Raw genomic sequence first — 25,717 nt, 5'->3', positions numbered from 1 at the left:
ACTAGCGAGCAATACTTTGTAATACTTCAATATCGACTAGGTTAACTACGGTTGCTTTCATTTCAGCCATGCTGTCACTCGTTACTAATAAACCATCTTCATTAACCTCAATATAGCCTTGCTCACGAATAGTTGATATCAAGGTAGATTGGGCGCGTTTATCAATAAACTCTGGGGCATTAATGCTGTTTAATACTGACAATCGCTGTGCAATAGCCACTACTTTCGTTTCTAAATCACGTTTACTTAACGGGCCTAAACGACTTATTAGAGAAGTAATAATAGCTAAGCGTTGTAAGCTTTCATCAACACAGTCTGCCATCGCGTGAACCTGACTTAATTGCTGTATATCGTCAGTAAGTGACCAGAAACCGGCTTTACTTTGTTTGGCAATATCCATTTCTTCAAATACGTTAAGTATTTGTAATGTTTGTTGTTCTATTTGTTTTTTATCTTGGTAAAGGTATAAATCTTCTTTCAATAATGAAGCTAATACTTGTACCTTAGCAATTAAATCGTCTTGATTTATTTTACTGTGTTTATCGAGTAGTCGACAGGTTAAGGCTGGTACCACATAGCTGTGTAAAATGTTATTACGGTAATAACGCATTTCTAAATTAGCTTTCTCAGACAGCGAAATGATACTGCCAAAACTATCTTCTGTGATAGTAACTTTATTAAGAGAAATAACATGTTCAATTAACTCTGCAGCTGATTCTTTAGGTACTGTTAACTGTTTACTGAAAGGTGCTTGGCGTTGTACGTTTAAGAAAAAATCGAGCTGTGTTTCTAACTCAACTTTAGACAAAGCCTTATTTTTAGAGGTTTGTAATATCAAAGCTATTAATGCAACACCGTTTAAAGCAGCGCTTTTGTTGATATTTTCCATTACGTTTTCAGCAAGTTCGTTAACGGTAGGTGTTAACCACGTTGGCTTTTGTGGATCTATTGGATCAATAGCGTCTTTCCAATTAGGTACTTTCTCATTAAGAAATTCGTTAATATTCATTGGCTCACCAAAATTTACATAACCGTTACCGTAGTTACGTAAGTTTTTAATCGCCTTAAGTACGCCAAAGATAGACTCGCCTTTTTTCTCGCTGCCACTTAATTCTTTGTGGTAAGTGCCTACTTCCATTACGTGTTCGTAACCTAAGTAGACTGGTACTAGCGTTAATGGTCTGTCGATACCGCGTAATAAACTTTGTATACTCATAGCAAGCATGCCAGTTTTTGGTGTTAATAATCTACCTGTACGGCTACGTCCACCTTCTGTGTAGTACTTAACACTGTAACCACGTTCAAAAAGTAAGCCTAAATATTCACGGAAAATTGTCGAATATAAGCGATTACCACCAAAGCTACGACGAATAAAGAAAGCACCTGCTTTTCTAAATACCGTACCTGCTGGCCAAAAATTTAAGTTAATACCTGCAGCAATACGTGGCATTACTAAACCTTCTTGAATAATCACATAAGACAGTAATAAATAATCCATGTGGCTACGATGACAAGGAACATAAATTATCTCGTGGCCATCTTGTGCAAGTTTACGTAACACCTTAGCGTTACTCACATTAATTGCGCTGTATAACCTTGCCCATAACCAATGTAAAATTACCTCACCAAAACGCACCCAAGACACGTTATAGTCACCGGCGATTTCATTCATCATAGCTAGGGCTTCTTTTTTAATTTGCGCCTCTGAAACTTTTTTACTTTTAGCTTCATCGCTAATAATTCGTTTGATAGATGGGTTGGCAAGTAGTGCAGTAAACATCTGTTTACGATGCATTAATCTCGGGCCTTTAGCAGCAATAGTCTGGCGATGAAAATGAAAACGAGCAACACGTAAGAATTTACGCGTAGCATCTTCATCACTACCGTGGTTGTCGGTAATATCGCGTAACGATATAGATTCACTAAAACGTACTAACGTATCACGACCTAAAAACAATACGATGAAGAATTTACGTAACCAACTTGGTGATTCTTGATCGGCGATTAAAGTACCAATATTTAGGTTTCGGCGTTCTTTAGTAGGCGCTTTACCCCAAATTAAATTAGCGGGAATAAGTTTAGCATCAAGGTTTTCATCAAGTGTATGTTGCTTTAAAAGTGCTAAGCCTTGAGTTGATGCGGTTGTTTTTTTAATTTTGCGACATGAAAACAGCGGCGTTGGATTAGCTAAGCATAAAGTACGGTCAAAGCTAGTACCATTAAGAGTAACTTGCCCGAGTGGATCAGGTAGGTTTTGTTTTTTACAAGCACGCTGTAGTGTTAATAAATCAGAGGCTGATTTATGTAATACAATATAAAAAATTGGCTGGTCTGGCTTTTCAGTAATCGCTTGACTGTCAGTGATAATTTTACAGCGAACAAGAAATTTAAGTGGTAGTTTTAATAAAAAATAGAAAAAAGAACGTAAGGCTAACATGTTGTATTGCTCAAGATTATTCACGAACGATTATATAAAGTGGATTTTAGCATCATTAAATAATATTGTCTTGGTTTGTAGTAAGCTGTTAGTCGATAAAACATTTTTACTTGATCGGAGATAAACTCCCTTTTTTACTGGAGATAAGCTTGAAAAAAATTGCTGTATTTGTTGATGTACAAAATATTTATTACACCACAAGAGACGCTTTTGCTAAGCAATTCAACTACCGTTTATTATGGCAAGAGTTGATGGCACAAGGCGATATTACTGTCGCTAATGCGTATGCCATACAGCGTAGTGATGACCAACAACATAAGTTTCAAAAAGCATTAAGACACATTGGCTTTGAGGTGAAATTAAAGCCTTATATTCAACGTAAAGACGGCTCTGCTAAGGGCGATTGGGATGTGGGTATTACCATTGATGTAATGGAAGCGGCAGCCGACGTAGATACCGTAGTGCTGTTATCTGGAGATGGTGACTTTGACCGTTTGTTGAGCAAGGTTCGTGATAAATATGGCGTTAAAACAGAGGTTTATAGCGTCGAAGGTTTAACTGCAAAATCGTTAATTGAAGCCACAGACGTGTATCATAAAATTGAACAGAGCTTACTTTTATAAAATAAATGTGAGATGCGCACTTTATTGTTATGACTTTGTAATAGTAAGCGTTATGTCGCTAATAAAGAGGTCATTCCAGCTAAATAAAAGTTCTTTATTGGTTATTGCTTTCTTGTTGGTGTTGTAACCTTTTAGCTACAACGCTTTTTTCTTTATGTTTTTTAAACATATAAGCGGAGAGTGCAAAGGCGATAATAAATAGCACCGCACTTGCTATTAACTCATTTTTCTCCCCTAAATGTAAGCCACTGCCAGCTAGTGAAAAAATTAACATTTGTGGGATAAAGCCAACAAAAGAGCCGCTTACATAAACAGGCATTGATATTTTTGTGACTCCAGCAATGATATTGGTTAAAAAATTACTGCCTAACGGAAATATTCTAATCACCACGGCTTTTAAGAAGGTTTGCTCACCCAGAAAATCAGATAGTTTTTCTAGCTTACTAGGGTATTTTTTAGCAACTTTATCACTTAACAAATAACGAGAAACACTAAAGGTTATCAAGCAACCTAATGTGGCGGCCAAAGTAGCGATAATTACGCCACCCAAAGCGCCTAAATTAATACCAGCCACTAGCGCAGCAATTTGTCTTGGTAAGCCGACACTAGTTGCTAGCGATAAAAAGCCAAATAAAAGAAAGGTATTGAGTACCGTTAAACCGGCGCTATCTTGCCAATTAAATTGCTCAACAAGGTTAATTGTCCATGCACGTAAGCCTTTAGTTTCAGCTTTGCCTTCAACAGATATTTCAGCTGTACTTACTGGATGAGTGACTAATTCAGAAGATATATTTTGAATAGTATTTGGCGCCTGTGATAACCACTGCGTTAAAGCAATAACAAGCACGAGTATCATGATCAGGCTGGCTAATATTTTAATAGTGCGCTTATCAGCGAGTATTTGAATTAATTTAGTAAGCATATTATAGAGCGTATAATTAATAATATTTATCAAAAAGTATATTTTCGCCCGATAGCTTAAGCTATGCAGTGTTAAATTTCCTTATCAATTTTACCTGATTCATCTTTTATCACATTTACTTTTACTGCGTTTAATAAGCTAGCTTTAGCTTGGTTAAACTCTTTAGCGGTTAAAAAGCCTTGCTGCTTCAATTCAATGAGCTTTTCTAAATCACATACTAATTGGGTTTCTTCATGTGCAAGTGCTTGGCTTGTATGTTCACTTTGTTCGGTTTCTGCTTTTTTATCATTAACGTCTACTGGCGCAGAGTCAGTGGTTTTAGGTGTTTTATAATATTCGTCGTTGGTTAATTGTTTGGCATTATTGTTAGCTCGCTCAGGCTTAATTAACGGTCTCACCTTGGCTGCTTGAGCATGTAAGGGGGTATCGTCATGAGTTTTGTGTTCTGCTTTAGCTATATCATCAGCGGTTAGTTTAGGTTTTATAATCCGCTGCCCAGTTTGTTCGCTATTAAACTGCTTAGAAAAATACCAGCACCAATCAATAACGTTATCAACTACTTCAAAGTAACTGTGTTTGGTTAATCTATCGCTACCTTTACGCAAATATAAACAAACTACATAACTATCTTGGTCGCTAGTATGGAGTATTAAACTAATACGTCTTACTTTACCGTCAACCATTTTAGCGACTTGTTCATTATGAAACTGGCTGCGTAGTGCTTGCTCTTGCGGATTGTCAAAGCCATAATTTGAGTTAGCACTCAAAGTAGCGACTGTGTTATCGCCAATTAATATCTGACATTGATGAATATCAACCAACTCAAGAACCGTTTCTGCTTTTTCTTGATGATACCTAAATAAATTTAACGCTAAAGTATCATCAGTTAAAGTGATGCCCGTGTATTCTCTACGCACTAATGATTTAGCAGATCTTTTTTGTACCTTCACTTGATAAAAAACAAAACCACTTAGCAGGGCTGACAAGATGATAAAAAATAGTGCAATGCCACCAAAGCTACTTTGTTGCGTAGCTTGTTCTTGATACGGTTTTGCTGTTTTATCACTTTGAAATAATTGGTAAATAGCACCTGAAGCTTCATTGAAAAAAAGCAGTTCGCCGCGATTATCACGATATAAAGAAAGTTGTTTTGTGTTTAGGTCTGTAGCGGGAATATGCCACTCAACTGCGAGTGCTGAGTCTGCTTCTGGTTGTTCAGTTCTTACCATATTGGCATTACGTGCGAGTGATCTAAGTTGCCATTGATCATCAGTTTGCGTCAAAAAAAGTAACTTATTACGCAAATTGGGTACGCTTTCACCTTGGTAAGTTAATAGGTTATTGTCAAAGTAAGCAGTATTCTTGATTGGGGAGCTGGTTTGTAAATTGTGATTAATATTTTCATATAAAATCTGATTTGGTGTTTGCTGGCGCCAATCTTCCCCACCATAAGCATACGACAAACTCTGAACATTAGCTGTGTTGTTTGAATCTGAATTTGTGTATTGATGTGAAACTAGTAACTTATTGGAATGTTTATCAGACCAAATAAATTTTTGTATTGTACCTGCGCCTAGAAGGTAAATAGACTTTTCTATAGCGGCGTGACCAATAAAAGGATTATCTTGCGGTATGTTATAGCTAGCGAATGACATTTTTTTGGGGTGAATACGCAGAATTACACCTGAATATAAAGGGTACTCTTTTAGTGCTGAATGTTGGTCTATTGCAATATACAGTTGGGAAAAATTTTCATCCCAAGATGTACTATAAGGATTAAAACTTAACTGGTTAATGCCACTGTGGTCTGTAGGAATAGCAACTTTTAGTATCTCTCGCTGTGAAGAGAGATTAACCCTTTTACTTAACGTTAACTGCCATTCGGTAATAACCGCATCATAATTTACTTTTTGTTTAAGCAAGGGTTCATATAAGCGATTGGCGTTGTTGCTTGTACTTTTTTCTATATGGGCGGTATAAAAAGTACCGTAGCCCTCTTGCGCACGTAATGAAAAATTAGGATGTAAGGTAAAAGCGGTGAGTTTTGTTATCGATTTCTTTTTGGAGAGGCGTTTTAAATCTAACAATAACGAGGTGTTGCTAGTATCAAATTGGTCTAATTGATAAATTTCACCTTGCTTATTAGCTAAGTAATAATGCTGATTATTCCCTGATTTTTCCAGTAACAACCATTCACTTTGGCCCGAGGTTAACTGTGGCGCTTGCGCTATTTTTTGTAAAATATATTGGCTAGGCGTTTCACTATTGCTCGCAGCTTTTGCCATACCATTAATAAATAATAGCAAGCAAGCTAATAACAGTGTGTTTGTTACTGTAAACATTAATTGATTCATCCATTGTTCAATTGATACTTAGCTAGTCCGTTAAAGGTTTATACAGTAACCTTATTCGGGACTTTTTATACTTTTAAATAAATGTGCATTTTTTACTTCAATAAACTGTTCTTTATTCGCTGTACTGGTATAACTTAATTTACCTTCTAGCATTAATTCGTCGCCAATATCGCCATTTTCGGCGATATACTCCGCTTGTTTACCCCAAATATGAATGGCGCGTTCAACTGAAACAGTTTGCCAAGCTTGTTTGTCGGTATTGTAAATATGTTGGTTAATTACAATGTTTGCTTGGCTAATATTCTTATTTTGTTCGGTAAGCATCAACTTAGGTTTTGACGTTAACAGCGCGCTGCAATGAATTTGATTAATGGCTTGGGTATAACCTTTAGGAAATCTCTGTACAAAGTTAGCGTGTACAATATCTTGATGCGCTGCTGTAGCATTACTTGATAGCGGTTTAATATTACTTAGGTAGCCATGCAATAAAATAATATCGCCTTTGTTAGCGTGTAATAATGCTTGCTCGACTAATTCACCCTCAACTTTAACATGGTGATAACTGGTCCACTCTTTGTACTTATTAGTACTTTTATCTAACCATTTACTTGAGGTTGCTAACACTATTTCAGTCACGGCGGTTGCCGGATTAGCACGATATCGAATATCAGGAGTCGCTACTAAATTTCCCAATAAGGTTACCGCACAAAGCTGCGGAGTTGGTGCTTTTGGGTGTTTATTTACGGTTTCTGATAATGACAAAGGTAATTCCTGTTTATGTTAAATGCAGTGTTCTGTAATGCTTGCTCTGTACTCTTTTTGAGATGATCGTGATACTAATTAACCAAGACAACTCTCTTAATACTAAAATGTACGAATAAAGAGCAAGTTATTGCAACTCATTTTAATATGATTAGCGTATTTTTGTTAATAGTTTGCGAGTTAAAATATTAGTAAAAACACTAAAAAGTGCTTAAATAGCTTGATTTAACGATAATCTTGGATATTAATTACTGAATTTGCGGGGTAATGACAGACAAAGCAGATTATCGCTTTTATAATGGCTTTATTATTTACGTCTCGCAAACTAATACATATTGTCATCTATCGACAAACACAGGACGCTATGAGCATCAACAAAACCGCTAAAATCCCTGCCAATGAATTTAAAAATGAGCAACTTACTCAGGTTCCGCTTAGTAATATCGCTTTAGGTTATGTTGACAGTGTAGATAGTGATCACGCTAAACGTCTTGCAAAAAAATGGCAATTGAATTACTTAGGTGATGTTGCTTCTGCCAGTAAACACCCAGAGTTAGAGTTTATCTTACAAATGAATCAGCACGTGCTTGAGCTGTGTAAATTAGATGAACCCAAATTAGGTGCTATTAAAGTTGATTTTGTAGAAGGTGCTGTTGCTCATAGACGTAAATTTGGTGGTGGAAGAGGACAAGATATTGCCAAAGCCGTTGGCTTAAAACATGGTTTTACTCCGCATGTATTAGACGCTACAGCAGGTTTAGGTAGAGATGCTTTTGTATTAGCAAGTTTAGGTTGTCAATTAACGTTAATGGAACGCATGCCTGTTGTTGCCGCGTTACTTGACGATGGTATTGAACGTGCCAAGTTAAATGTTGAGGTTGGAGACATTGCCCAAAACATGCAGCTTATTCATGCTTCATCAATTGAAAGTATGGATTTAGCTAATCAGCCTGATGTTGTTTATCTCGATCCCATGTTTCCGCACCGTGAAAAATCAGCCGCAGTTAAAAAAGAAATGCGTATTTTTCAATCGCTAGTTGGTGAAGATCTTGATGCAGATGGTTTGCTTGAACCCGCATTAGCACTGGCTAAATACCGTGTTGTTGTGAAACGACCAAGCTACGCGCCACCGCTTGCCAACAAAAAACCGTCAATGAGTATTAACATGAAAAAGAACAGATTTGACGTTTACGTCAATAAAGCGATTCCTAAAGGGTAGTTGATACTTATTTATTTTTATTTTACTATCTTTTTGTTTGATGCTTAATCGGTGATTAATTTGTTTTCTAGCGTTGTTTTTAAAGGGTTACTCATTTTAGCGATTGTTTTGCAATCGTTGACTGTTGTGGCATCTGCAACAAATGAAAACCATCAGCTGGATATCGAACATGTTCAAACGCAGCATGATCATCATTTAGACCAAACTAAATCAGGAAAACTCATTGATGCTGAAGGGCATGATGTTGATGATTGCCATCATTGTGGCCATTGCAGCGGTACTCATCTAACTTGGATACTTGTTAAAAACATTTATACCCATCAAGCACCACCTGCGTTAAACACTATCCCATACGACGTTATTCAATCTAAAGAATTTTCAGAAGCTATCTTACGCCCACCTATTTCTTAAAATTTATCAATATGTTCTTTCGTTTCAGTATTCTGAGGTGAAAGGTTTTATATTACTTTCAATAAATTTAAGAAACTTTATGTATAAATTATTAAACATTACAGGTGTATTCCTGTCTTTAAGTATGGCTATTTTTGCTGTTAGCAAGGTTCAATCTAAAGAAAACACCAAGGTTGATTTAGGCGAGCATTATTCAGAAAGACACGACGATATATCAGTAACCAATGAACTCAACCATGAAAATGAACATAGTCACGCTCAATTGAGCGAACATTTTGACATTGAACGTTCTGCAGAAGAACATGATGAAGGTATCTCTTTCAGTACTGAAAAAATGTCAATTGCTAATATAACGGTTGAAACTGTTACAGCCAGAATACACGTCAATACCATTTCTGCACCAGGTGAAATAAAAGCAAACGCTTATAAGAGTTATATTGTTTCTCCTCGTACAGAGTCAGTGGTATTGAAGCGGCATGCCATTTTAGGTGAGCATGTCGAACAAGGACAAAAGCTAGTAACCTTATTTAGTGAATCTATGGTGCAGGCTCAAGCGGATTATTTGATCGCATCTACAGAATGGTTTCGTGTTAAAAAGTTAGGTAATAAAACAGTTAGCGAGAGTAGGTTACTGCAAGCTGAAACAACCTTTAATGCCTCTTACGGAAAATTATTAGCGTTAGGGTTAACAACTGAAGCCATACAAAGTATTTCCAATAAAGACAGGTCTTTATTTGGTCAATATTCATTAACTGCAGAGCGCTCAGGTGTAGTTTTACAAGATGATTTCCTGCAAGGTCAAAGAATAGATGCTGGTGATACCATAATGTTATTGGCTGATGAAGAAGAGTTATGGGTAGAAGCAAAAATATCACCCAATAAGCAAGTTAAAATCGCTGTTAATTCTCCTGTCTTGGTTGAATTCAATGAGCAAAAATATGTAGCTAAGGTGATTCAAGAAGCACACACAATAGATCCTCAAACTAGAACACGTATTATTCGTTTATCAGTTAAAAACGTCGATGATAAATTGCATTCAGGCATGTTTGTAACCGTGCATTTTCAATTTTCCACTCCAAACAAAGTGATAGCTGTTCCAGAAGACGCGTTAATTAGAAGTTCAGATGGAGGTTGGACTGTATTTGTTGAAGACCATTCAGGTGAATTTAAGGCCGTTGAAATTGAATTGGGCCGTTCATTGGGCAATTTTCGTGAAATACAAGGCTTAGCAAGTGGTACAAAAGTTGTCACTCAAGGCGCTTTTTTCGTCGCGTCTGAAATAGCTAAAGGCGGATTTGATCCGCATAATCATTAAGGAGAATCGGTATGTTTAATAAAATTATCGATTGGTCCATTAATAACCGATTGCTTATTTTGATTGCACTTATAGCAACTATGGTTGGCGCTACTTTGGTGATCCCCAAGCTAAATTTAGATGCTTTTCCTGATGTAACGAATGTACAAGTTGCGGTTAATACGGAAGCGCCAGGGCTTGCAGCCGAAGAGGTTGAACAACTTATTACCTACCCAATTGAAGCTGTAATGTATGCCTTACCTGATGTTGAGCAAGTACGATCAATATCTAAAACGGGTTTATCAGGCGTTACCGTTGTTTTTAAAGAAGGCACTGATATTTATTTCGCTAGGCAGCTGGTTTTTGAAAGGTTGCAAGCGGCTAAAGAATTAATACCTGATGGTGTTGGCACACCTGAAATGGGGCCGAATACTTCGGGGTTAGGGCAGGTTTTTCAATACTTGCTGATTTCAGATAAAGACACTAATTACGACGCCATGGCATTGAGAAGCTTAAACGATTGGATAGTAAAATTACTCATCATGCCTGTAGATGGTGTTACCGATGTATTGTCTTTTGGAGGCGATGTTAAGCAATATCAGGTGAATATTAACCCGTCAAAATTGTTATCTTATGAATTGACTCAAGACGATATTGTTCATGCGCTCGAAAATAATAATACCAACGTAGGGGGTTGGTATATGAATAGAGGGCAAGAGCAACTTGTTGTAAGAGGGACAGGTTGGTTTAAAAGTGGTGCAACTGGCATTGATAATATTAAACAAGTGCCAGTAAAAACAGTAGACGGCACTGTTGTTACTATTTCAGATATTGCCAAAGTAGAAGTGGGTAGTGAAATTCGCCAAGGTGCGGTAACAATGACCCGTAGAACAGTCGATGGTGAGATAGAAAACCTAGGTGAAGTTGTCTCAGGTATAGTGCTTAAAAGAATGGGCTCTAATACAAAAGCCACCATTGACGGTATTAATGCCAAAGTACCTTTGATAAACCAAGCATTGCCACAAGGTGTTAGCTTTGAGTTGGTTTATGATCAAGCTGATTTAATTGAAAAAGCGGTGAATACCGTAGTAGAAGCACTCACTCTTGCATTTATTTTTATTTGTATTGTTTTAGCACTTTTCTTAATGAACTTACGTGCAACGTTCTTAGTATTGATATCTATCCCAATTTCTATTGCGCTTGCCTTAATGATAATGGCTTGGTGGGGAATATCAGCAAACTTGATGTCATTAGGCGGTATAGCTGTCGCGATTGGTATGCTAGTAGACGGCTCTGTGGTGATGGTTGAGAATATGTTTAAACACTTAAACCAATCAACGGGTGATGATATAGAGCAACGGTTACAGCAGGCAGGTAAAGAAGTGGCTCGTCCTGTGTTTTTTGCCGCGTCTATTATTTTAGTGGTTTTCATGCCGTTGTTTAGTTTTGAAGGGGTTGAAGCTAAGCTATTTCAACCTATGGCGATTAGTATCATTTTAGCGGTTGTTTCCGCTATTTTTGTAGCCTTGCTGGTTGTGCCTGCGTTAGCCACCTTTATGTTTAAAAAAGGCATCAAATCACGGGAAAGTTTTGTACTAAAACCGTTAGATAAACTGTATAAAAAAAGTCTTGAAATAGCACTGCGGCATGCAAATTTTGTAGTGATAACATCTATTTTATTACTAGTTTCTGCATTTGCCGTTATCCCACAAATAGGTACAGAGTTTGTGCCTGAATTAGAAGAAGGTACCTTAAACCTTAGAGCTACATTAGCACCTTCTTCTAGTCTTGAAACAGCCTTGTCAGTTGCCCCCATCCTAGAGAAAAAGTTACTCGCATTTCCTGAAGTAACCTATGCCTTAAGCCGTGTCGGACGTCCTGAAATCGGTGGCGACCCAGAGCCTGTAAACAATATAGAAATTTATATTGGCTTAAAGCCTGTTACAGAATGGACCACCGCTTCTAACCGCTATGAACTGCAAGAAAAAATGGAACGTTCGCTTGAAGAGTTTCCTGGGCTTCTTCTTAATTTCTCTCAACCCATAGCAACCCGAGTTGATGAATTACTCTCAGGCGTTAAAGCGCAACTGGCAATCAAATTGTTTGGGCCAAAGCTTGATGTACTTGCTAGTAAAGGCCAAGAGATTGAAGCGATAGTTAAAACGGTTGAAGGTGCAAAGGATGTGGCACTAGAGCAAATAGCTGGTGAAGCACAATTGGTGATAGCGCCAAATAGACAAGAACTTTCTCGTTTTGGACTTTCAGTTAGCAACATTATGAATGTAGTACGTGACGGTATTGGAGGGGTGGCTGCAGGGCAAATAATCAATGGTAATGAACGTTATGATATTTATGTGCGCATTGAAGAAGAATACCGAAAAAACAAAGAAGCCATTGCTGATATTCGCATTCAATCTCCTACAGGAGCTTGGGTGCGATTAGGTGACGTCGCCACTGTTTCATTTGAATCAGGTCCGCCACAAGTTCGCCGAGATGATGTACAACGACGTGTTGTGATACAAGCGAATGTGCAAGGTCGCGACATGGGCAGTGTTGTGAATGACATCAGAGCCGCTATTGATAAAAAAGTTGATTTACCCGTGGGCTATTCAGTGGTTATTGGCGGCCAATTTGAAAATCAGCAAAGAGCACAAAAAAGGTTGGCAGTGGTTGTGCCGTTATCTTTAGCCTTAATTGCTTTGCTACTGTACTTTGCTTTTGCCTCAGTAGGCCAAGCCATGCTTATTTTGGTAAACGTACCATTAGCCGTGATTGGTGGGGTATTTTCATTGTATTTATCGGGGCAATATCTCTCGGTACCTAGCTCAGTAGGCTTTATTACCTTATTTGGTGTTGCTGTATTAAATGGAGTGGTTATGGTGGAAAGTATTAATCAGCGAATACAAGATGGTTTGGAAATATCAAAGGCTATTTTTGAAGGCGCAACCTCTCGTTTAAGACCTGTTTTAATGACAGCAATTACCTCAGCATTGGGTCTAATACCTATGCTAATGTCAAACGGCGTAGGTGCGGAGATTCAACGACCACTCGCAAGTGTGATTGTTGGAGGCTTAGTGACCGCAACATTCTTAACGCTTTTTGTATTACCGGTGTTATTTGAATGGTTTTCAAAACGAAAATTAGAGAATTTGAAATCATAAAAAACTCGTTGCAGGTGTTTCAAGGCGCCACTTTTAAAGGCTTATATAGCTTTGATAAGGGAATAATAATCCTCTTCAATCAATACCGTAGCTAAGCCTTTAAATGGCTGGTGATATATGAATTTTCAGATGTCATATATAGAGGATTTAATTATTGCTCCTTATGTCAATATATGGTTTTATCGATAATTATTATTCATTAAAATTCACACTTTAAGTGTATATCTGGTTAATAATCAGTATCTCGAGTTGAGGTTAAATAATTAAAAGCATGAATAGGAGGAGGGGATAATTATGCCTCCTCCTACTATATCTTGTAATCGTAAAAATTTTTAGGATCCAAACTGAATACGAATACCGGCATTGACAGTAAAGCCGTCATTGCGTGACCAAATATCAGTAGTCCAGCGTCCACTTGGTGATTGCTCTGGCAGCAGTAGTGACTCGTTTTTAGTTTGTCGCACATCCAGTAGGTTTTCAGCGTTTAAGAAATAGCTCACGCGACCAACGGTAATTTGTCCAAGCAACCCTAAGTGCCAATATGCGTCGCTTTTATCTCTATATGGGTTACCTTCCAGATATTGTGTTCCTGTATAATAAGCTTCAAATCCCACTAAATGACTACCGTGCTCTTCCCACATAATTACCCCACCTGCCGAGTGTTTGGGAGTTAGTGTTAAAGGTACTCTACCTATGCCGGTTTCATTTTTTTTCGTAGCGTCTGTATATAAATAACTGCCTGTTAGTTTAAGATCACGCCAGCGATAACGAAGTAGTAATTCAGCACCACGGATTTCACTTGCACCAATTGCATTGACGATACGAACTTGTTTATCAGAGTTAATATCAAGTGGGTTAATTACTTCAAGTTCAGTAACATTTTCAACGTTAGAAGCAAATAAAGTGACACTTGTTTCCACACTGTCAACGATATAACTGATATCAATAGATGCTGTAGTAGCTAATTCTTCTTCAATGTTTTCAAAAGGCGCTAGGCGAGAAAGCCCCGCATCTTCTATGTCTTCTATAAAAGGAGTTGGAGCATAAAACCCTTGGCCATAAGAGCCTCGAACTATCCAGTTTTCAGGACTATATAACAAAGAAATACGTGGACTAAATTGTGTGCCGTATTCGTTATGCCAATCAGAACGCGCACTAAGTGATAGTGAAATATCATCACTGGCTTCATAATCAACTTGCGAGAATAACCCTGGCACTTGATAGTTATAGTTAAATTCAGAAAATTCTTCTGAATGAAAACGTTCCGATTGATAAGCCATTCCAACAAGCCAGGCTATGTTGTCGCTATAACCTGCGACACTCGACTCCAGTAAATAACTTTCGTGTGTATCGTTATCCTCGACAAAGCCGTTAATATGGTCATGCTCTTGACTCATAGCAGAGCCGCGTACATTAACGGTAAGCGTTTCTCCCAGTGGTTGATCAAAAATGAAACCACTGTCTAGCCTTAGCGAATCTTGATTTTGTTTAAATGGATTGCCATCAGGTACAGCTGCTCCATCTTCAGTGCCGCCCTCACGTTCTTCTTTCATTGCACCAAAGGTTACATATAAGTTGCCACCGCTTTCATTTTCCCAATATACCCGTGGACGCACTGTTACACGTTGAGATTCAGCTATATCAAGCCAACCATCATTATCTAAATCTTGTTGCTCTTGATTGTGTATACCAGCCGTTACCGACGCACTGGTAGTCTCATTAATTGGTGAAGAGAAGTAGCTAGTAATATCCTGGCCATTTTTTGACGTAGCATTAAGTAGTACCTCACCTTCAAATTCATCAGACGGGGTGCGAGAAATTAAATTTATCACTCCACCAAGAGCTGAGCCACCATACAATGATGAGGCGGAGCCTTTAATAATCTCTACATTGGCAAGATCTGTTGGAGGAATTTGTAATAAACCAATTGATGCTGTTTGACCGCCATACAGAGGCAGCCCATCACTGAGTAATTGTGTATAACGACCATACAAACTTTGTAGTCGAATGTTAGCACTGCCTAGCGCTGGCGAAGTATTTTGCACGCGTACTCCACCCGTTTCGGCAACTAACATAGAAATATTACCTGGTCTCATTAACGCTTTTTCTTGAATTTCTTCAGCGTTAATTATTTCTGTGCGGGTTGCCGATTTAGTTACAATTCGGCCAAGTCGTGATGCGGTTACTTGGATCTTCTCAATCTTATTTTCACCATGTTCATGGTGGTCGTCGTGATGTTCACCTTCACTTGCGTAACTTACAGAAGGTATTAACAGCACAGCGAATGTTGCTTTGGAATATTTAGTCAGCATTTTTTGCCTCAAATAATGCTAAAAATTGCGAAGTTTTCACAATTAATAAATTAATTTTAATGTTATCTGGGATCTAGGGGATGTGATCTAGGAGGCAAAAATGGGAGGCCGATATAGTGATGTAGCAATAAAGCGCGTGCCTTTTGTTGCTGATGACAATAGAGGCTCGCTTAAAGCTATTAATTCAGACAGAGATAAATGAGTACTTAAATAAATAATAGAAGCACATGTGTTTGTAGGGCAAACGCATTCACTTTCACAGCATTCTACTTCGCAACAATCATCATCGCTCTGGGGTACGATGTCTTTCAATGTATGAGTGTCTTCTTTCACATATTCTTTCACAAGAATTTGTTGTTGAATTGTTGTTTGGGTATCTGCAAGTCCCTCAAATGAATACACCAAATGAGAAGGCATTGTTTGCCCTACAAAGGAAATCAAGAGAGTTATAATAAATAGCAATTTATACAATGGATTAAACATAATTATCCCAGACATAATTGGCGATTATTGTAGGTGTTTTTAAGGGGTAAGTGAAGATAATTAAAAAATATGATGAACCTGAAAAATTGACTCGTTATTGAGGCCGTTATTTATATTAATTGCTAACCTGGTTCTGGTAATAGTTTCTTGCTTAATTTATTGCTTAGTTTTATCTTTTCCTAAGTGTCATGTAGTTCATTCCCAACAGCATATCGTTATTCTTATAACGCTTTTTTAAACATCACTAAAATTAATAAACGAAAATTTATTATTCATTATAAATCACTGTGTTATATTTTAACAATGAAGCGCAGTTAAGTTATAAATGTATTCTGGTTGTGCTTATTCGGATGTTTTGATCCTATTTACTCGCCAAGGAATATTATGGCCACTTTCAGTTTGCAACGTGTTTTAGCGATTAACCCGCTTTTATTTGTTTTTTCACTGTTTTTCGTCAGCCAAAGCAGTTACGCGCAAACTATTCTTCAAGCGCCAGCAGCGCTTTCACCGCCGCAAGCCGTTTCATCTCCAGCGATAATTAACTCCAATAACGTTCAACAGAACGAAGTACTTAATAATCAAAGTGCAGAGCAAAGCACCACTAATAAATCTTCACAATTAAATACAACAAAAAATAGCGAGACATTAAGCGCATTTGAAGATGAGTTTTCACTTTTAGAAGAGAAAATTAACGAAGATGAGCATGACATTGAAGAATATGCGATGTTTTATGCTCGTTTAAAGCCAGTGATCTTTGAAAGAATAGACAACTTACTTAATAAAATAAATAAAACTAGCTTTGACTTATCAATACAAAATCAGTCAGCAAATAACTATCCTAAACAAAGCCAAGCCCAAAAAAATAAAAATGTGCAGCAATTTTTAGCAGACTACGCCGAGTTAAAAAATTATTTCATGTTAAGAGAGCGCTTGTTTAATGAAGCAAGTCATCATTTTGTGCAAGAGCATACGAGCATTAAGCCTATTGGTATTGATGAAGCCGAATTAGAATGGCGTTATTTGCGTATTCAGTTTTACGTGGTGTATAAAAAAGTGAGTCAGCGTATTGTTGAACTGCCAAAACGCTTTTCTAAATCAACAGTTAGCTTAGTGAGTGAAATAGGCACATTGCTGATTATTATTATCGTCTTTACTTGGGCTAGAAGAAAACTCTCTACCGTATTGCCTAACTTGCAAAAAAGTATATTAACACCGCGCACGCAAACTCGCGTACAAGTGGCGCGTTTTATTTGGTACATCAATCAAACTCGTGCGCCGCTTGAATGGTTATTACTTATTTATGTGTTGGTGGTTCAGCTCGACTTTTTACAAATAGCCGTATTAGACAAGTTCATTTGGTCGGCAGCAGTATGGATTTGTTTTACTTTATTTATTTTTAAAGTACTTAGCACTTTAATATCACGCGGTAAACAAGCGTTAACCAAAGAGATTTCAAGCAAACAAATTTGGGCGTTAAAACTCTCTATTTTTGGCTTTGGCGTCTACATGTGTGTGCAAGAGCTAACCTTACTGTTTATTCACGAGGCGGCCATTTACTCTTGGGTGAGCACTTTATTATTTATAGCGAGTGTGCCTATATACTTCTTTTTTGTTTTAGCTTGGAAAAATAACGCTTTTATTTTTGTACGTACAGAGCGAGATGCTTCTGAATGGGCTAAAAAACTAGCTCAAAAGCCTAAAGGTGTTCGAGGCTTTATCAATGGTAATATCTGCATTGCTTATTGTATTTACTTTGCGTTAACTAAAGCATTTTTACAGCTTATCTCTCGTCTTGAAACGGGGCGTAGATTAACAACAGAGCTTTATCGTAGCCGCTTAATTCGAGACAACGAAGAGTTTCTTGCTTCGTTAACCGAACAAGAAAAGTTATCAACCGAGCAAAGAGAGCTGTTAGTACGAGATAAAAGTTTTACTAATGACAGCGTATGTGAAAAGCAACTTATGCAAATAGATGACTTATTAGCAATAGCTGAAAAAAGTCATTTAGCAGTTATTAGTGAACGAGGCCTAGGTAAAACAACTTTTTTATCTATGATCGCAGCTAAGCACCCAACTCATATTTTGATCAATTGTAGTGCCAGCTTCGACAATATTTATTTCCAATTAATTAGCGAGTTAGGATTACCAGTAGATCAAATAGATAAAGATGATGTCGTTAATACTACCAACATCACTCCCGCTGAAATTGTGCAAGCCATGCAGGCTAAAAACATTAATGTAATGCTGCTTGATAACGTACATTACTTAATAACACCTACAGCAGGCGGGCAAAAAGACATCAAACGCTTATTAATCTTAATTAATGATTTAAGAGGACAAGCTCTGTGGGTGATGTCGTTTGAGTCAAATGCGTGGCAATTGATCAATGCGTTAAGTGTTTCGCAAGGCTTTTTTAATCATAAAATCACCTTGTCATCATGGTCTGAAGAGCACATTAGTGAGCTATTAAATCAACGTAGTGAAAACGCTAATATTTTACCCACCTATGAACACTTGTATATTCCACGCCAAATAGTTGATATAGATGAGAATAATTTAACTGATCGTAATCGTTCTGGTATTTATCGGATGATTTGGAGTTATGCCGAAGGTAACCCAGCTATTTCGGTTAGAGAATATGCTGGCGCCATTATTAAACAAAAAAATGAATATTTTGCCACCATGCCTATATCGCCAGACACTAAACGTATTGAAGGACTTGATATAAACACCTTACTTGTTTTAAGGGTTATTTTACAATTTGGACGTGCAGGAACGAGTGACATTATGGACAACTTGAGACTCAATGGCTTAGTAGTAAATAGCGCATTAGCAACTTGTTTAGCGCAAGGCTTTATTGAAAATGCAGAAGGCGGATATCAAATTAGTTGGCTTTGGTTTAGAGCAATAACCAAGTTTTTAGATCGTCAAAACTTACTGAGCCATTAAGGAGTAAAAGTTAATGGATATGTTAATAACACAGTTAACTCATACTTGTAGTAATGTTTATAGTAATGCTTTCACGAAAATAGTTGGTAATATAGCAGGATCAAAAATGTATAAACTATTACTCGCTATATTGGTGTTTAGCCCAACGTTAGTGAATGCCGAAGGGAGCGACCCAGTAGAGTTAGAAGCAATAAGTACTTTAGCAACTATGGTAAAACCGGGCGGCTTATTTTTATCATTAATACTCTTTATTGGGGTTTGGTTACTGCTAAAAATGGTTAAGTCGGTAGTAGATGACTTAAGTGAAGTGTTTGCCGAAAAACGTTTACTGCTGCAAAAAGCCTTAGTTTTTTTCCAGTTTATTATCTATTTTATTGCCATTGCTACCGCAACCATTATCAGTTTTGAATTTAGCACTGAGCTTATTGCCTTACTAGGCGGTACTTTAGCGGTTGCTGTTGGTTTTGCTATTAAAGATTTAGCTGCCTCGGTTATTGCCGGGGTGATTATTATGTTCGATCGACCGTTTCAAGTGGGCGACAGAGTACTGTTTGGCGGTGAGTACGGCGATGTTACCGCCATTGGTATTCGCTCAGTAAAAATGAACACCTTAGACGATAACGTAGTAACTATTCCTAATAACATATTTTTAAACGGCATTACCTCGTGTGGCAACTATGGCGAGCTTGATATGCAGGTAGCAATTAAGTTTTATATTGCTGTAGATCAAGATCTTACCCTAGCGCAATATATTGTTCGAGAAGCCGCAGCATTAAGCAAATTTGCTTATTTGAAAAAGCCTATCAATGTATTAGTGCTCCAAGAAATGAGTAATAACATGGTGTATTACAAGCTTACCGTAAAGGTTTATGTGCTTGATACTAAATATGAAAAATCTTTAGAAACCGATATTACCTTGCGCGTAAATGAAGCCTTTAAAAAGCAAGGAATTATCTCGCCGTCACTACAGTTTGCTAATTCTAATTTAGTTACTAAAAATTAAATAGTTTGTTAGTAGCTCGTTGCATTTGATTATACAGCGTTATTCGTCTTTGTTTGTCATCTATTCGTAACATTATTGCCATATTCTAGCGAGCTCATTACCTCGGTTATTTTTAAAGAGCTTTTATTATGCGTGTTTCTAGCTTTTCTCGTTTATCGGTTACTGCCATCAGTATTTTTGCCGTTATATTTCTCGCAACTATGTATCACGTTGGTGAATCATTGAGTAAAAGTCAAAAGCAATATGAGGCTTATCAATCACTTATTGCCCTGACAACGGTTACCTTTAACCGAACTATTGTTGAATACCTAAAAACAGGTGATGCTGGTTTATTAAATAAAGCGCAAAGCCAACTTGAACAGATTGTAGAGCAAACTCATCGTTTAAATTTACCCAAACTTTCTGTGCAAGTAGAAGAGCAAGCTCAGTTACTTTCTCATGATATTGATACTAAGTTTCGTGCTATGGGTAAGCTCAGTGGTGATCCATTAGCATTATTGAGAAATGGTGAAAAAGATATGATCGCCATTAATAACTCCTTAGCAAAATTTGCACAAGCGACGAGCGAGTTATCAACGAAAGAACAACTTAATTACCTTGCCAAAATACAAGAAATTAATAAATTACTGACCGATTTAATAATCACTAGAGAAAGAATGTTCAGTAATAATAATCCGGATACAAGCTTTATGGTCTCTTTAATAAAAGAACTTAAAAATGCAGGTGATTTTTTATCCTCACAAAAGCCACTAGCTATTTATGATGAAAGCATTGAAGAAGAAGATGATTTACTGGGTGATAGTGACGAACCGGAAGATTTAAGTAGTGAAGCTATTTATGAATTACAGTCTTTATTTAATCGTCATATAGGTGAGCTAGATAATACCTTAGCGCAACAAGAGCAGCGTCAAATAGGTTTAGCTTTATTAGCGAAACAAGTAAGTAATATTGAGGCCGCTATTATGCAAGGCGAAGCTGATATATCGTTAGAGCAAGATAAAATAAACGAACAGCTTACCGCGATTGTTATCGGCTTATTAGTCTTTTTAGTGCTTTTTTTATTAACTAATTATTGGTTACAGCGCAGTGTTATTTTAAAGCCATTACGTAATTTACGAGACAGTTTTGTAGAGCTGGTTGAACAAGGAAAAGTAGACAATATTACCGGTATTCCACCAGAAACTGAGCTAGGTGAAATTTCCACTAGCTTCAATCAAATGGTAAACAAACTTGCTCAAGATGATAAAGATAAAGCGCATCAGCTTGATTTAGTCTCTAAAGCACTCAGCACAATGGAAACTCAAGTTAAAAGTATCTATCAATCGTCACATACCACAGGTGAGTACGTACAAGGTGCTAGAACTATTATGATAGCGTTAGGTGAAGCCACCGAAACGGTAAACAGCTTATCTGAGCAAGTCGTTAATAATGCTGAAGCAACTAAAAATGCGATGGAAGTGAGTCAACATCATGTGTCTCAAGTTTTAGCAGCAAGTGAGTCAACCAATTTAGCGGCTAAAGAAAGCAAAGATGCTATTACTTCATTATTTAATTCGGTTCAATCAGTAACGTCTATTGTTGATGTAATTAGCGCAATTGCCGATCAAACCAACTTATTGGCACTAAATGCGGCAATTGAAGCAGCAAGGGCAGGAGAGCATGGCAGAGGCTTCTCAGTGGTGGCCGATGAAGTACGCCAATTAGCGGGTAAAACACAAACTTCACTTAAACAAATATCAGAACGTCTAAACCAATTACAAAGCGCAAGTAATTCTATTGAAGGCATTATTGGTGATATTGAAAAAGCCTCTCATAATCAGCGTATTGTTGCCGATGAATTACAAGAAACCGCCAGTGCTGTTACCGGGCAAGCACAAATGTCGGCTACAGTTGCTCAAAATACCCTTGAACAAATTACCTTACAACGTAATCACTTTATCGCTTTTGAGCAAGCCATGGCGAATGTTGATAAAGAAGTGAGTGAGTCGCAAGAATTGTCTAACGTGATTTCTATTGATGTAAGCAATCAAGTTAACGACATTGGTTTAACCTTAAATAAAGCCTCTTAAATGATTCGTTGATAAGGTTATTATCTGTTACAGTCATAGCCAATTATCAGTAACTAACCTCAACTCTTTTTTAAGGATTAACATGATACAACTAAACGATACAATGCCAGCAGGTGAGCTTCAAGAACGTAAAAATGGCGACATGAATACACATAATACCAGCGAACTTTTCGCTAACAAAAAGGTTGTACTTTTTGCGGTTCCAGGCGCTTTTACACCAACGTGTTCAGAAGCACATTTACCGGGTTATGTAGTACTTGCTGACGAATTTAAAGCTAAAGGTGTAGACGCGATTATATGTTTATCGGTAAACGATGCTTTCGTAATGAGCGCTTGGGGTGAAGCACAAAATGCCGAAAACATTATGATGCTTGCTGATGGTGATGGCAGTTACACTAAAGCGTTAGGCTTAGACATGGATACGGCGGCTTTTGGTGGCGTTCGCTCACAGCGTTATGCGATGATCATTGAAAATGGTAAAGTAACTAGTTTAAATGTTGAAGCGGCAAAATCGTTTGAAGTAAGTAAAGCGGAATACCTTATTAAACAGCTTTAATATATTTTTGTGTGCTTAATTAGCAACAAAAAACTGTGTTTAAAATTAACTAACAGTATTTCAATTGAACATTAAAAGTAATGTACAAAGAAACACAAACAAGAATGATTACCCTTATTAACCAATTGGTTAATAAGGGTTTTTTTGTTTATTTCATCTGAAAATATAGGGTATGCTACTTGAAAAATAGATGAGAAAAAGGCAAGATCGTCACACTTAAAATATTAAAGGCAAAATCATGTTAAAAGCTGAAATGGTAAAAAAGTTAAACGCACAACTTAATTTAGAGTTTTACTCTTCAAACCTGTACTTACAAATGAGCGCATGGTGTGAAGAAAAAGGCTTTGCCGGCGCAGCAGAATTTTTACGTAAGCACGCAGACGAAGAAATTCAACACATGAACCGCATGTTCACTTACATAAGTGAAACAGGTGCTTTACCTATTATTGGCGGTATTGATGCGCCACCACACGAATTTGAATCATTAGGTCAGTTATTTCAATTAACTTACGAGCACGAATGTTTAATCACTGAGCGTATTAACTCATTAGCGCATGAAGCATTCACTAACCAAGATTACTCTACGTTTAACTTCTTACAATGGTATGTTTCTGAACAGCATGAAGAAGAAACTTTATTTAAAGGTATTTTAGATAAAATTAATTTAGTAGGTAATGACGGTCATGCACTATTCTTTGTAGATAAGGATTTAGCTGAGTTAGCTAAAACAGGTACTACGAGTATAATGACTGAATAGAGTCTTTAGTTACTTTGACTTGATTCTGCTGAGCTTTACTTTGTAGTAAATCAAGCATAAAAAAACCTCAAAACGTTAACTCGCTTTGAGGTTTTTTTGCGATCAAATAAATTCGTACAGGTAAGTTAAATCAGTTAGCGCATAACTCAGAACATAAATTACCTATGCGACAATGTAGACTAACGGATAAAAATATAGCCTTGGCCTCTAACCGTTTTAATCACAGCCTGTGGTGATATTGTTAAAAACTTCTTTCGTAAATTCACTATGTGGCTATTAATACTTTTGTCACAACGATGTAAATCACGTTGAAATACTTTTTCAGCAATACACTCTCGAGTTACTATCTCGCCAGCACTTTGCATGAGTAATGCCAGTAAATTAAACTCTAATCCGGTTATTGTGATTAACTGTTTACAACACGATACCGAACGATTTAAAAAACTCAACTCTATTTGACCAACAATAATTTTATTTAAAGGCTCAAGCGAAGTAACTCGATTAGAGCCTTTAGAATTTACAGAATTTCCTTTAGTTAACATTTAACTAGTTTTTTTACTCTTCTGTTGTTGCAAGTGTTTGGCTGAACATGGTTGTTTTAAAGCCTGTTGGTGAAGTTTCATCGTTTTCAAGTACTAAAAACTGCTCGGTAGAGTCTTCATCAAGTACCAAATTAAAAGTATTTAAAATAATTGAACTACCATTCCTTTCCGTAACAACAAAAACTTGATAGGTATTGTTTTTTAAGGAGATAGAATTGTTGGTTTTATAATTAACCGACTTTCTATTGACAGCCGTTTCAATGGTTTCATTTTGTCTGACAAAGTAAACAGTTGCTTGTGAAAAGTCGTCTGACTGAATTAAATTAACTATTTCAATTTCATGAGTATAAATAGTTGTTAGCAAACTATTACTCACGGTTAATGTGTATAGGTCTACTTCAATTTCATCAATGATACCGTCATTGTTTTCATCAATATCGCCATCATTATCGTCATCAACATAGGTTTGTTCTGAATAGATAAATACTGTTTTGTTGGTATTTTCAGTAATTGATAACAAGTGGTTAGCTAACAGTGGTGTATTTTCTTCGCCTGTGGTTACGTCTAAGCTGTAATTTCCGCTTGATAATACTAAATCAGCACTTACTTCGCCATAAGCAAGATCTGCAATAATAGGTTCATCACTCACTCCGTTAAGGTGTAACGAAAGCACTTCGTTATAGTCAGCTAACTCTTCTTGATTAGCAACCGAGTTATAAGCGCGAAACTGTGCTTCAGCTTCAGTATCTGAATATTCAATTACCGAAGAGTCAGACATCTTATCTAAAGAATAAGGCGAAGAACCAGCACCTTTATTGTCCTTTATCACCATAATGTTTTGTGAACTAAAAGAAAAAGGAATACTAGCTGATGTAAATAACACTTCGTCGCTGCCGGCAGCTGTGATGTAAAAGATATAATCATCTTGATCTAGTTTTTGGTTTTCAGACAACTCTTGGTAGGCAAACTGGCCAAATAACATAGCTTCGTTAAAAGTTTCATCTTCATCAGAGATATAAAAATCAATCGCCTCTCCACTAGAGTGCATATTTAATACTCTCATGTTGAACAGATCGTAAGTGTCATCATCATCTTCATCAATTTCAGGAATGTTATAAACCATTACCTGTGGTGATAAAATACTGTCGCTCAATACAATCATTTGAATAGTATCTTCGGCAATATTAAGCGTACTTTCATAAATAACTGCTAAATCAGCAACATCATTACTGTCATCATCTTGCCAAGCTAATTGGAATTCATAATTCTGACTATCTAATGTGATGTTACTGTGTGCTCCGCCATAGGTAACACCGTTATAAGTCGACTCGTAATGGTCATTATCGCTATCACTCTCAATAGCAAGATCTTCATCAATGGTTAAATAAATAGCAGGCGCATCGTCTGATAGATGGTAAAGTTTTACATAACCTTCGCCGCTACTACTGTCACTGTCATTACAACCGAATAAGGCAAAGAGTAATAGACTTGATGCTAGACAAGTTTTTAGGGTGTTATTTTTAGGCATAAATTTTTTCTTTTTCATCGCTATTCCGTAAATGAAGTACGTAAATAAATACGTAAATGAAACTTATATAACAGTTATCATTCAAGATGTATGTGTCAGAGCGCTTGAGCGATTTTAATTTCCACTGACAGTCGAGTACTTTGAATAATAACAGGTATAGATTATTTTAAAAAACAAAAGTGCAAACAAAGTGCAAACAAATGTGATTAACTGTGCACCGTAATAGATAAGTACGTAGGGGAATAGTTCACATATTTATGTAACTTTTACAGGAACCTTACATTTCTTTACGTTTCTTTATTTTAAATGCTTATATCAAGTCCGTTAAATTACTG

Annotated in this window: 17 protein-coding genes; 10 read left to right on the top strand and 7 right to left on the bottom strand. The window is 36.9% G+C overall.

What is annotated here, in order from left to right; genetic code table 11:
- Position 1: 1 nt before the first annotated feature.
- Positions 2-2,437, bottom strand: a complete 2,436-nt coding sequence (plsB, locus tag KO502_RS15855) for a glycerol-3-phosphate 1-O-acyltransferase PlsB (protein ID WP_216023546.1) — start codon at positions 2,435-2,437, stop codon at positions 2-4.
- A 149-nt stretch (positions 2,438-2,586) separates the two neighbouring features.
- Here plsB and KO502_RS15850 point away from each other — a divergent pair, with 149 nt between their 5' ends.
- The gene (locus tag KO502_RS15850; RefSeq protein ID WP_216023545.1) at positions 2,587-3,060 is read left to right on the top strand and encodes an NYN domain-containing protein; all 474 of its coding nucleotides are present in this window, start codon (positions 2,587-2,589) and stop codon (positions 3,058-3,060) included.
- Between the two features lie 94 nt (positions 3,061-3,154).
- Here the strand turns inward: KO502_RS15850 and KO502_RS15845 are convergent, their stop codons facing one another.
- The 3 genes from KO502_RS15845 to KO502_RS15835 all read right to left on the bottom strand — a co-directional run bounded on the left by KO502_RS15845 (position 3,155) and on the right by KO502_RS15835 (position 7,098).
- Complete coding sequence (locus KO502_RS15845; protein WP_216023544.1) at positions 3,155-3,982, bottom strand: VTT domain-containing protein; 828 nt, start codon at positions 3,980-3,982, stop codon at positions 3,155-3,157.
- Between the two features lie 71 nt (positions 3,983-4,053).
- Positions 4,054-6,324 carry a hypothetical protein gene (locus KO502_RS15840; protein ID WP_252730802.1) on the bottom strand — a complete coding sequence of 757 codons (2,271 nt, stop codon included), beginning with the start codon at positions 6,322-6,324 and terminating at the stop codon, positions 4,054-4,056.
- A gap of 63 nt (positions 6,325-6,387) precedes the next feature.
- Positions 6,388-7,098 (bottom strand): single-stranded DNA-binding protein, encoded by a 711-nt coding sequence (locus KO502_RS15835; protein WP_216023543.1) that lies wholly within the window; start codon positions 7,096-7,098, stop codon positions 6,388-6,390.
- 364 nt (positions 7,099-7,462) lie between these two features.
- Between KO502_RS15835 and KO502_RS15830 the strand changes: the two genes are divergently transcribed.
- The 4 genes from KO502_RS15830 to KO502_RS15815 all read left to right on the top strand — a co-directional run bounded on the left by KO502_RS15830 (position 7,463) and on the right by KO502_RS15815 (position 13,183).
- Positions 7,463-8,317 carry a class I SAM-dependent methyltransferase gene (locus tag KO502_RS15830; protein ID WP_216023542.1) on the top strand — a complete coding sequence of 285 codons (855 nt, stop codon included), beginning with the start codon at positions 7,463-7,465 and terminating at the stop codon, positions 8,315-8,317.
- Positions 8,318-8,368: 51 nt separating this feature from the next.
- Complete coding sequence (locus KO502_RS15825; RefSeq protein ID WP_354668344.1) at positions 8,369-8,728, top strand: hypothetical protein; 360 nt, start codon at positions 8,369-8,371, stop codon at positions 8,726-8,728.
- A 79-nt stretch (positions 8,729-8,807) separates the two neighbouring features.
- A complete protein-coding gene (locus KO502_RS15820; protein ID WP_216023541.1) occupies positions 8,808-10,043 on the top strand; it encodes an efflux RND transporter periplasmic adaptor subunit in 1,236 nt (411 codons plus the stop codon).
- Positions 10,044-10,054: 11 nt separating this feature from the next.
- Positions 10,055-13,183, top strand: coding sequence for a CusA/CzcA family heavy metal efflux RND transporter (locus KO502_RS15815; RefSeq protein ID WP_216023540.1), 3,129 nt, complete (start codon positions 10,055-10,057; stop codon positions 13,181-13,183).
- Positions 13,184-13,515: 332 nt separating this feature from the next.
- Here KO502_RS15815 and KO502_RS15810 read toward each other — a convergent pair whose 3' ends face one another.
- The gene (locus KO502_RS15810) at positions 13,516-15,495 is read right to left on the bottom strand and encodes a TonB-dependent receptor (protein ID WP_216023539.1); all 1,980 of its coding nucleotides are present in this window, start codon (positions 15,493-15,495) and stop codon (positions 13,516-13,518) included.
- An 867-nt stretch (positions 15,496-16,362) separates the two neighbouring features.
- Between KO502_RS15810 and KO502_RS15805 the strand changes: the two genes are divergently transcribed.
- The 5 genes from KO502_RS15805 (at position 16,363) to ftnA (ending at position 23,312) form a co-directional block, all read left to right on the top strand.
- The gene (locus tag KO502_RS15805; protein WP_216023538.1) at positions 16,363-18,927 is read left to right on the top strand and encodes an ATP-binding protein; all 2,565 of its coding nucleotides are present in this window, start codon (positions 16,363-16,365) and stop codon (positions 18,925-18,927) included.
- A gap of 13 nt (positions 18,928-18,940) precedes the next feature.
- Positions 18,941-19,930: a mechanosensitive ion channel domain-containing protein gene (locus KO502_RS15800; RefSeq protein WP_216023537.1), complete on the top strand. Its 990-nt coding sequence runs from the start codon at positions 18,941-18,943 to the stop codon at positions 19,928-19,930.
- Positions 19,931-20,058: 128 nt separating this feature from the next.
- On the top strand, positions 20,059-21,999 hold the full coding sequence (locus KO502_RS15795) for a methyl-accepting chemotaxis protein (protein WP_216023536.1): 1,941 nt from the start codon (positions 20,059-20,061) through the stop codon (positions 21,997-21,999).
- Between the two features lie 82 nt (positions 22,000-22,081).
- Positions 22,082-22,555, top strand: coding sequence for a peroxiredoxin (locus KO502_RS15790; protein WP_216023535.1), 474 nt, complete (start codon positions 22,082-22,084; stop codon positions 22,553-22,555).
- 238 nt (positions 22,556-22,793) lie between these two features.
- A complete protein-coding gene (ftnA, locus tag KO502_RS15785) occupies positions 22,794-23,312 on the top strand; it encodes a non-heme ferritin (RefSeq protein WP_216023534.1) in 519 nt (172 codons plus the stop codon).
- 179 nt (positions 23,313-23,491) lie between these two features.
- Here ftnA and KO502_RS15780 read toward each other — a convergent pair whose 3' ends face one another.
- Both KO502_RS15780 and KO502_RS15775 read right to left on the bottom strand, forming a co-directional pair.
- Positions 23,492-23,854, bottom strand: coding sequence for a winged helix-turn-helix domain-containing protein (locus KO502_RS15780; RefSeq protein ID WP_216023533.1), 363 nt, complete (start codon positions 23,852-23,854; stop codon positions 23,492-23,494).
- Positions 23,855-23,867: 13 nt separating this feature from the next.
- Complete coding sequence (locus tag KO502_RS15775; protein WP_216023532.1) at positions 23,868-25,400, bottom strand: DUF4397 domain-containing protein; 1,533 nt, start codon at positions 25,398-25,400, stop codon at positions 23,868-23,870.
- Positions 25,401-25,717 lie beyond the last annotated feature (317 nt).

Origin of the sequence: Colwellia sp. E2M01 (assembly GCF_018860585.1) — a bacterium.
In the GTDB taxonomy this organism is placed as follows: domain Bacteria; phylum Pseudomonadota; class Gammaproteobacteria; order Enterobacterales; family Alteromonadaceae; genus Colwellia.
Note: the sequence above shows the minus strand (reverse complement) of the source record. Positions and strands in the feature narration are given on the sequence as shown.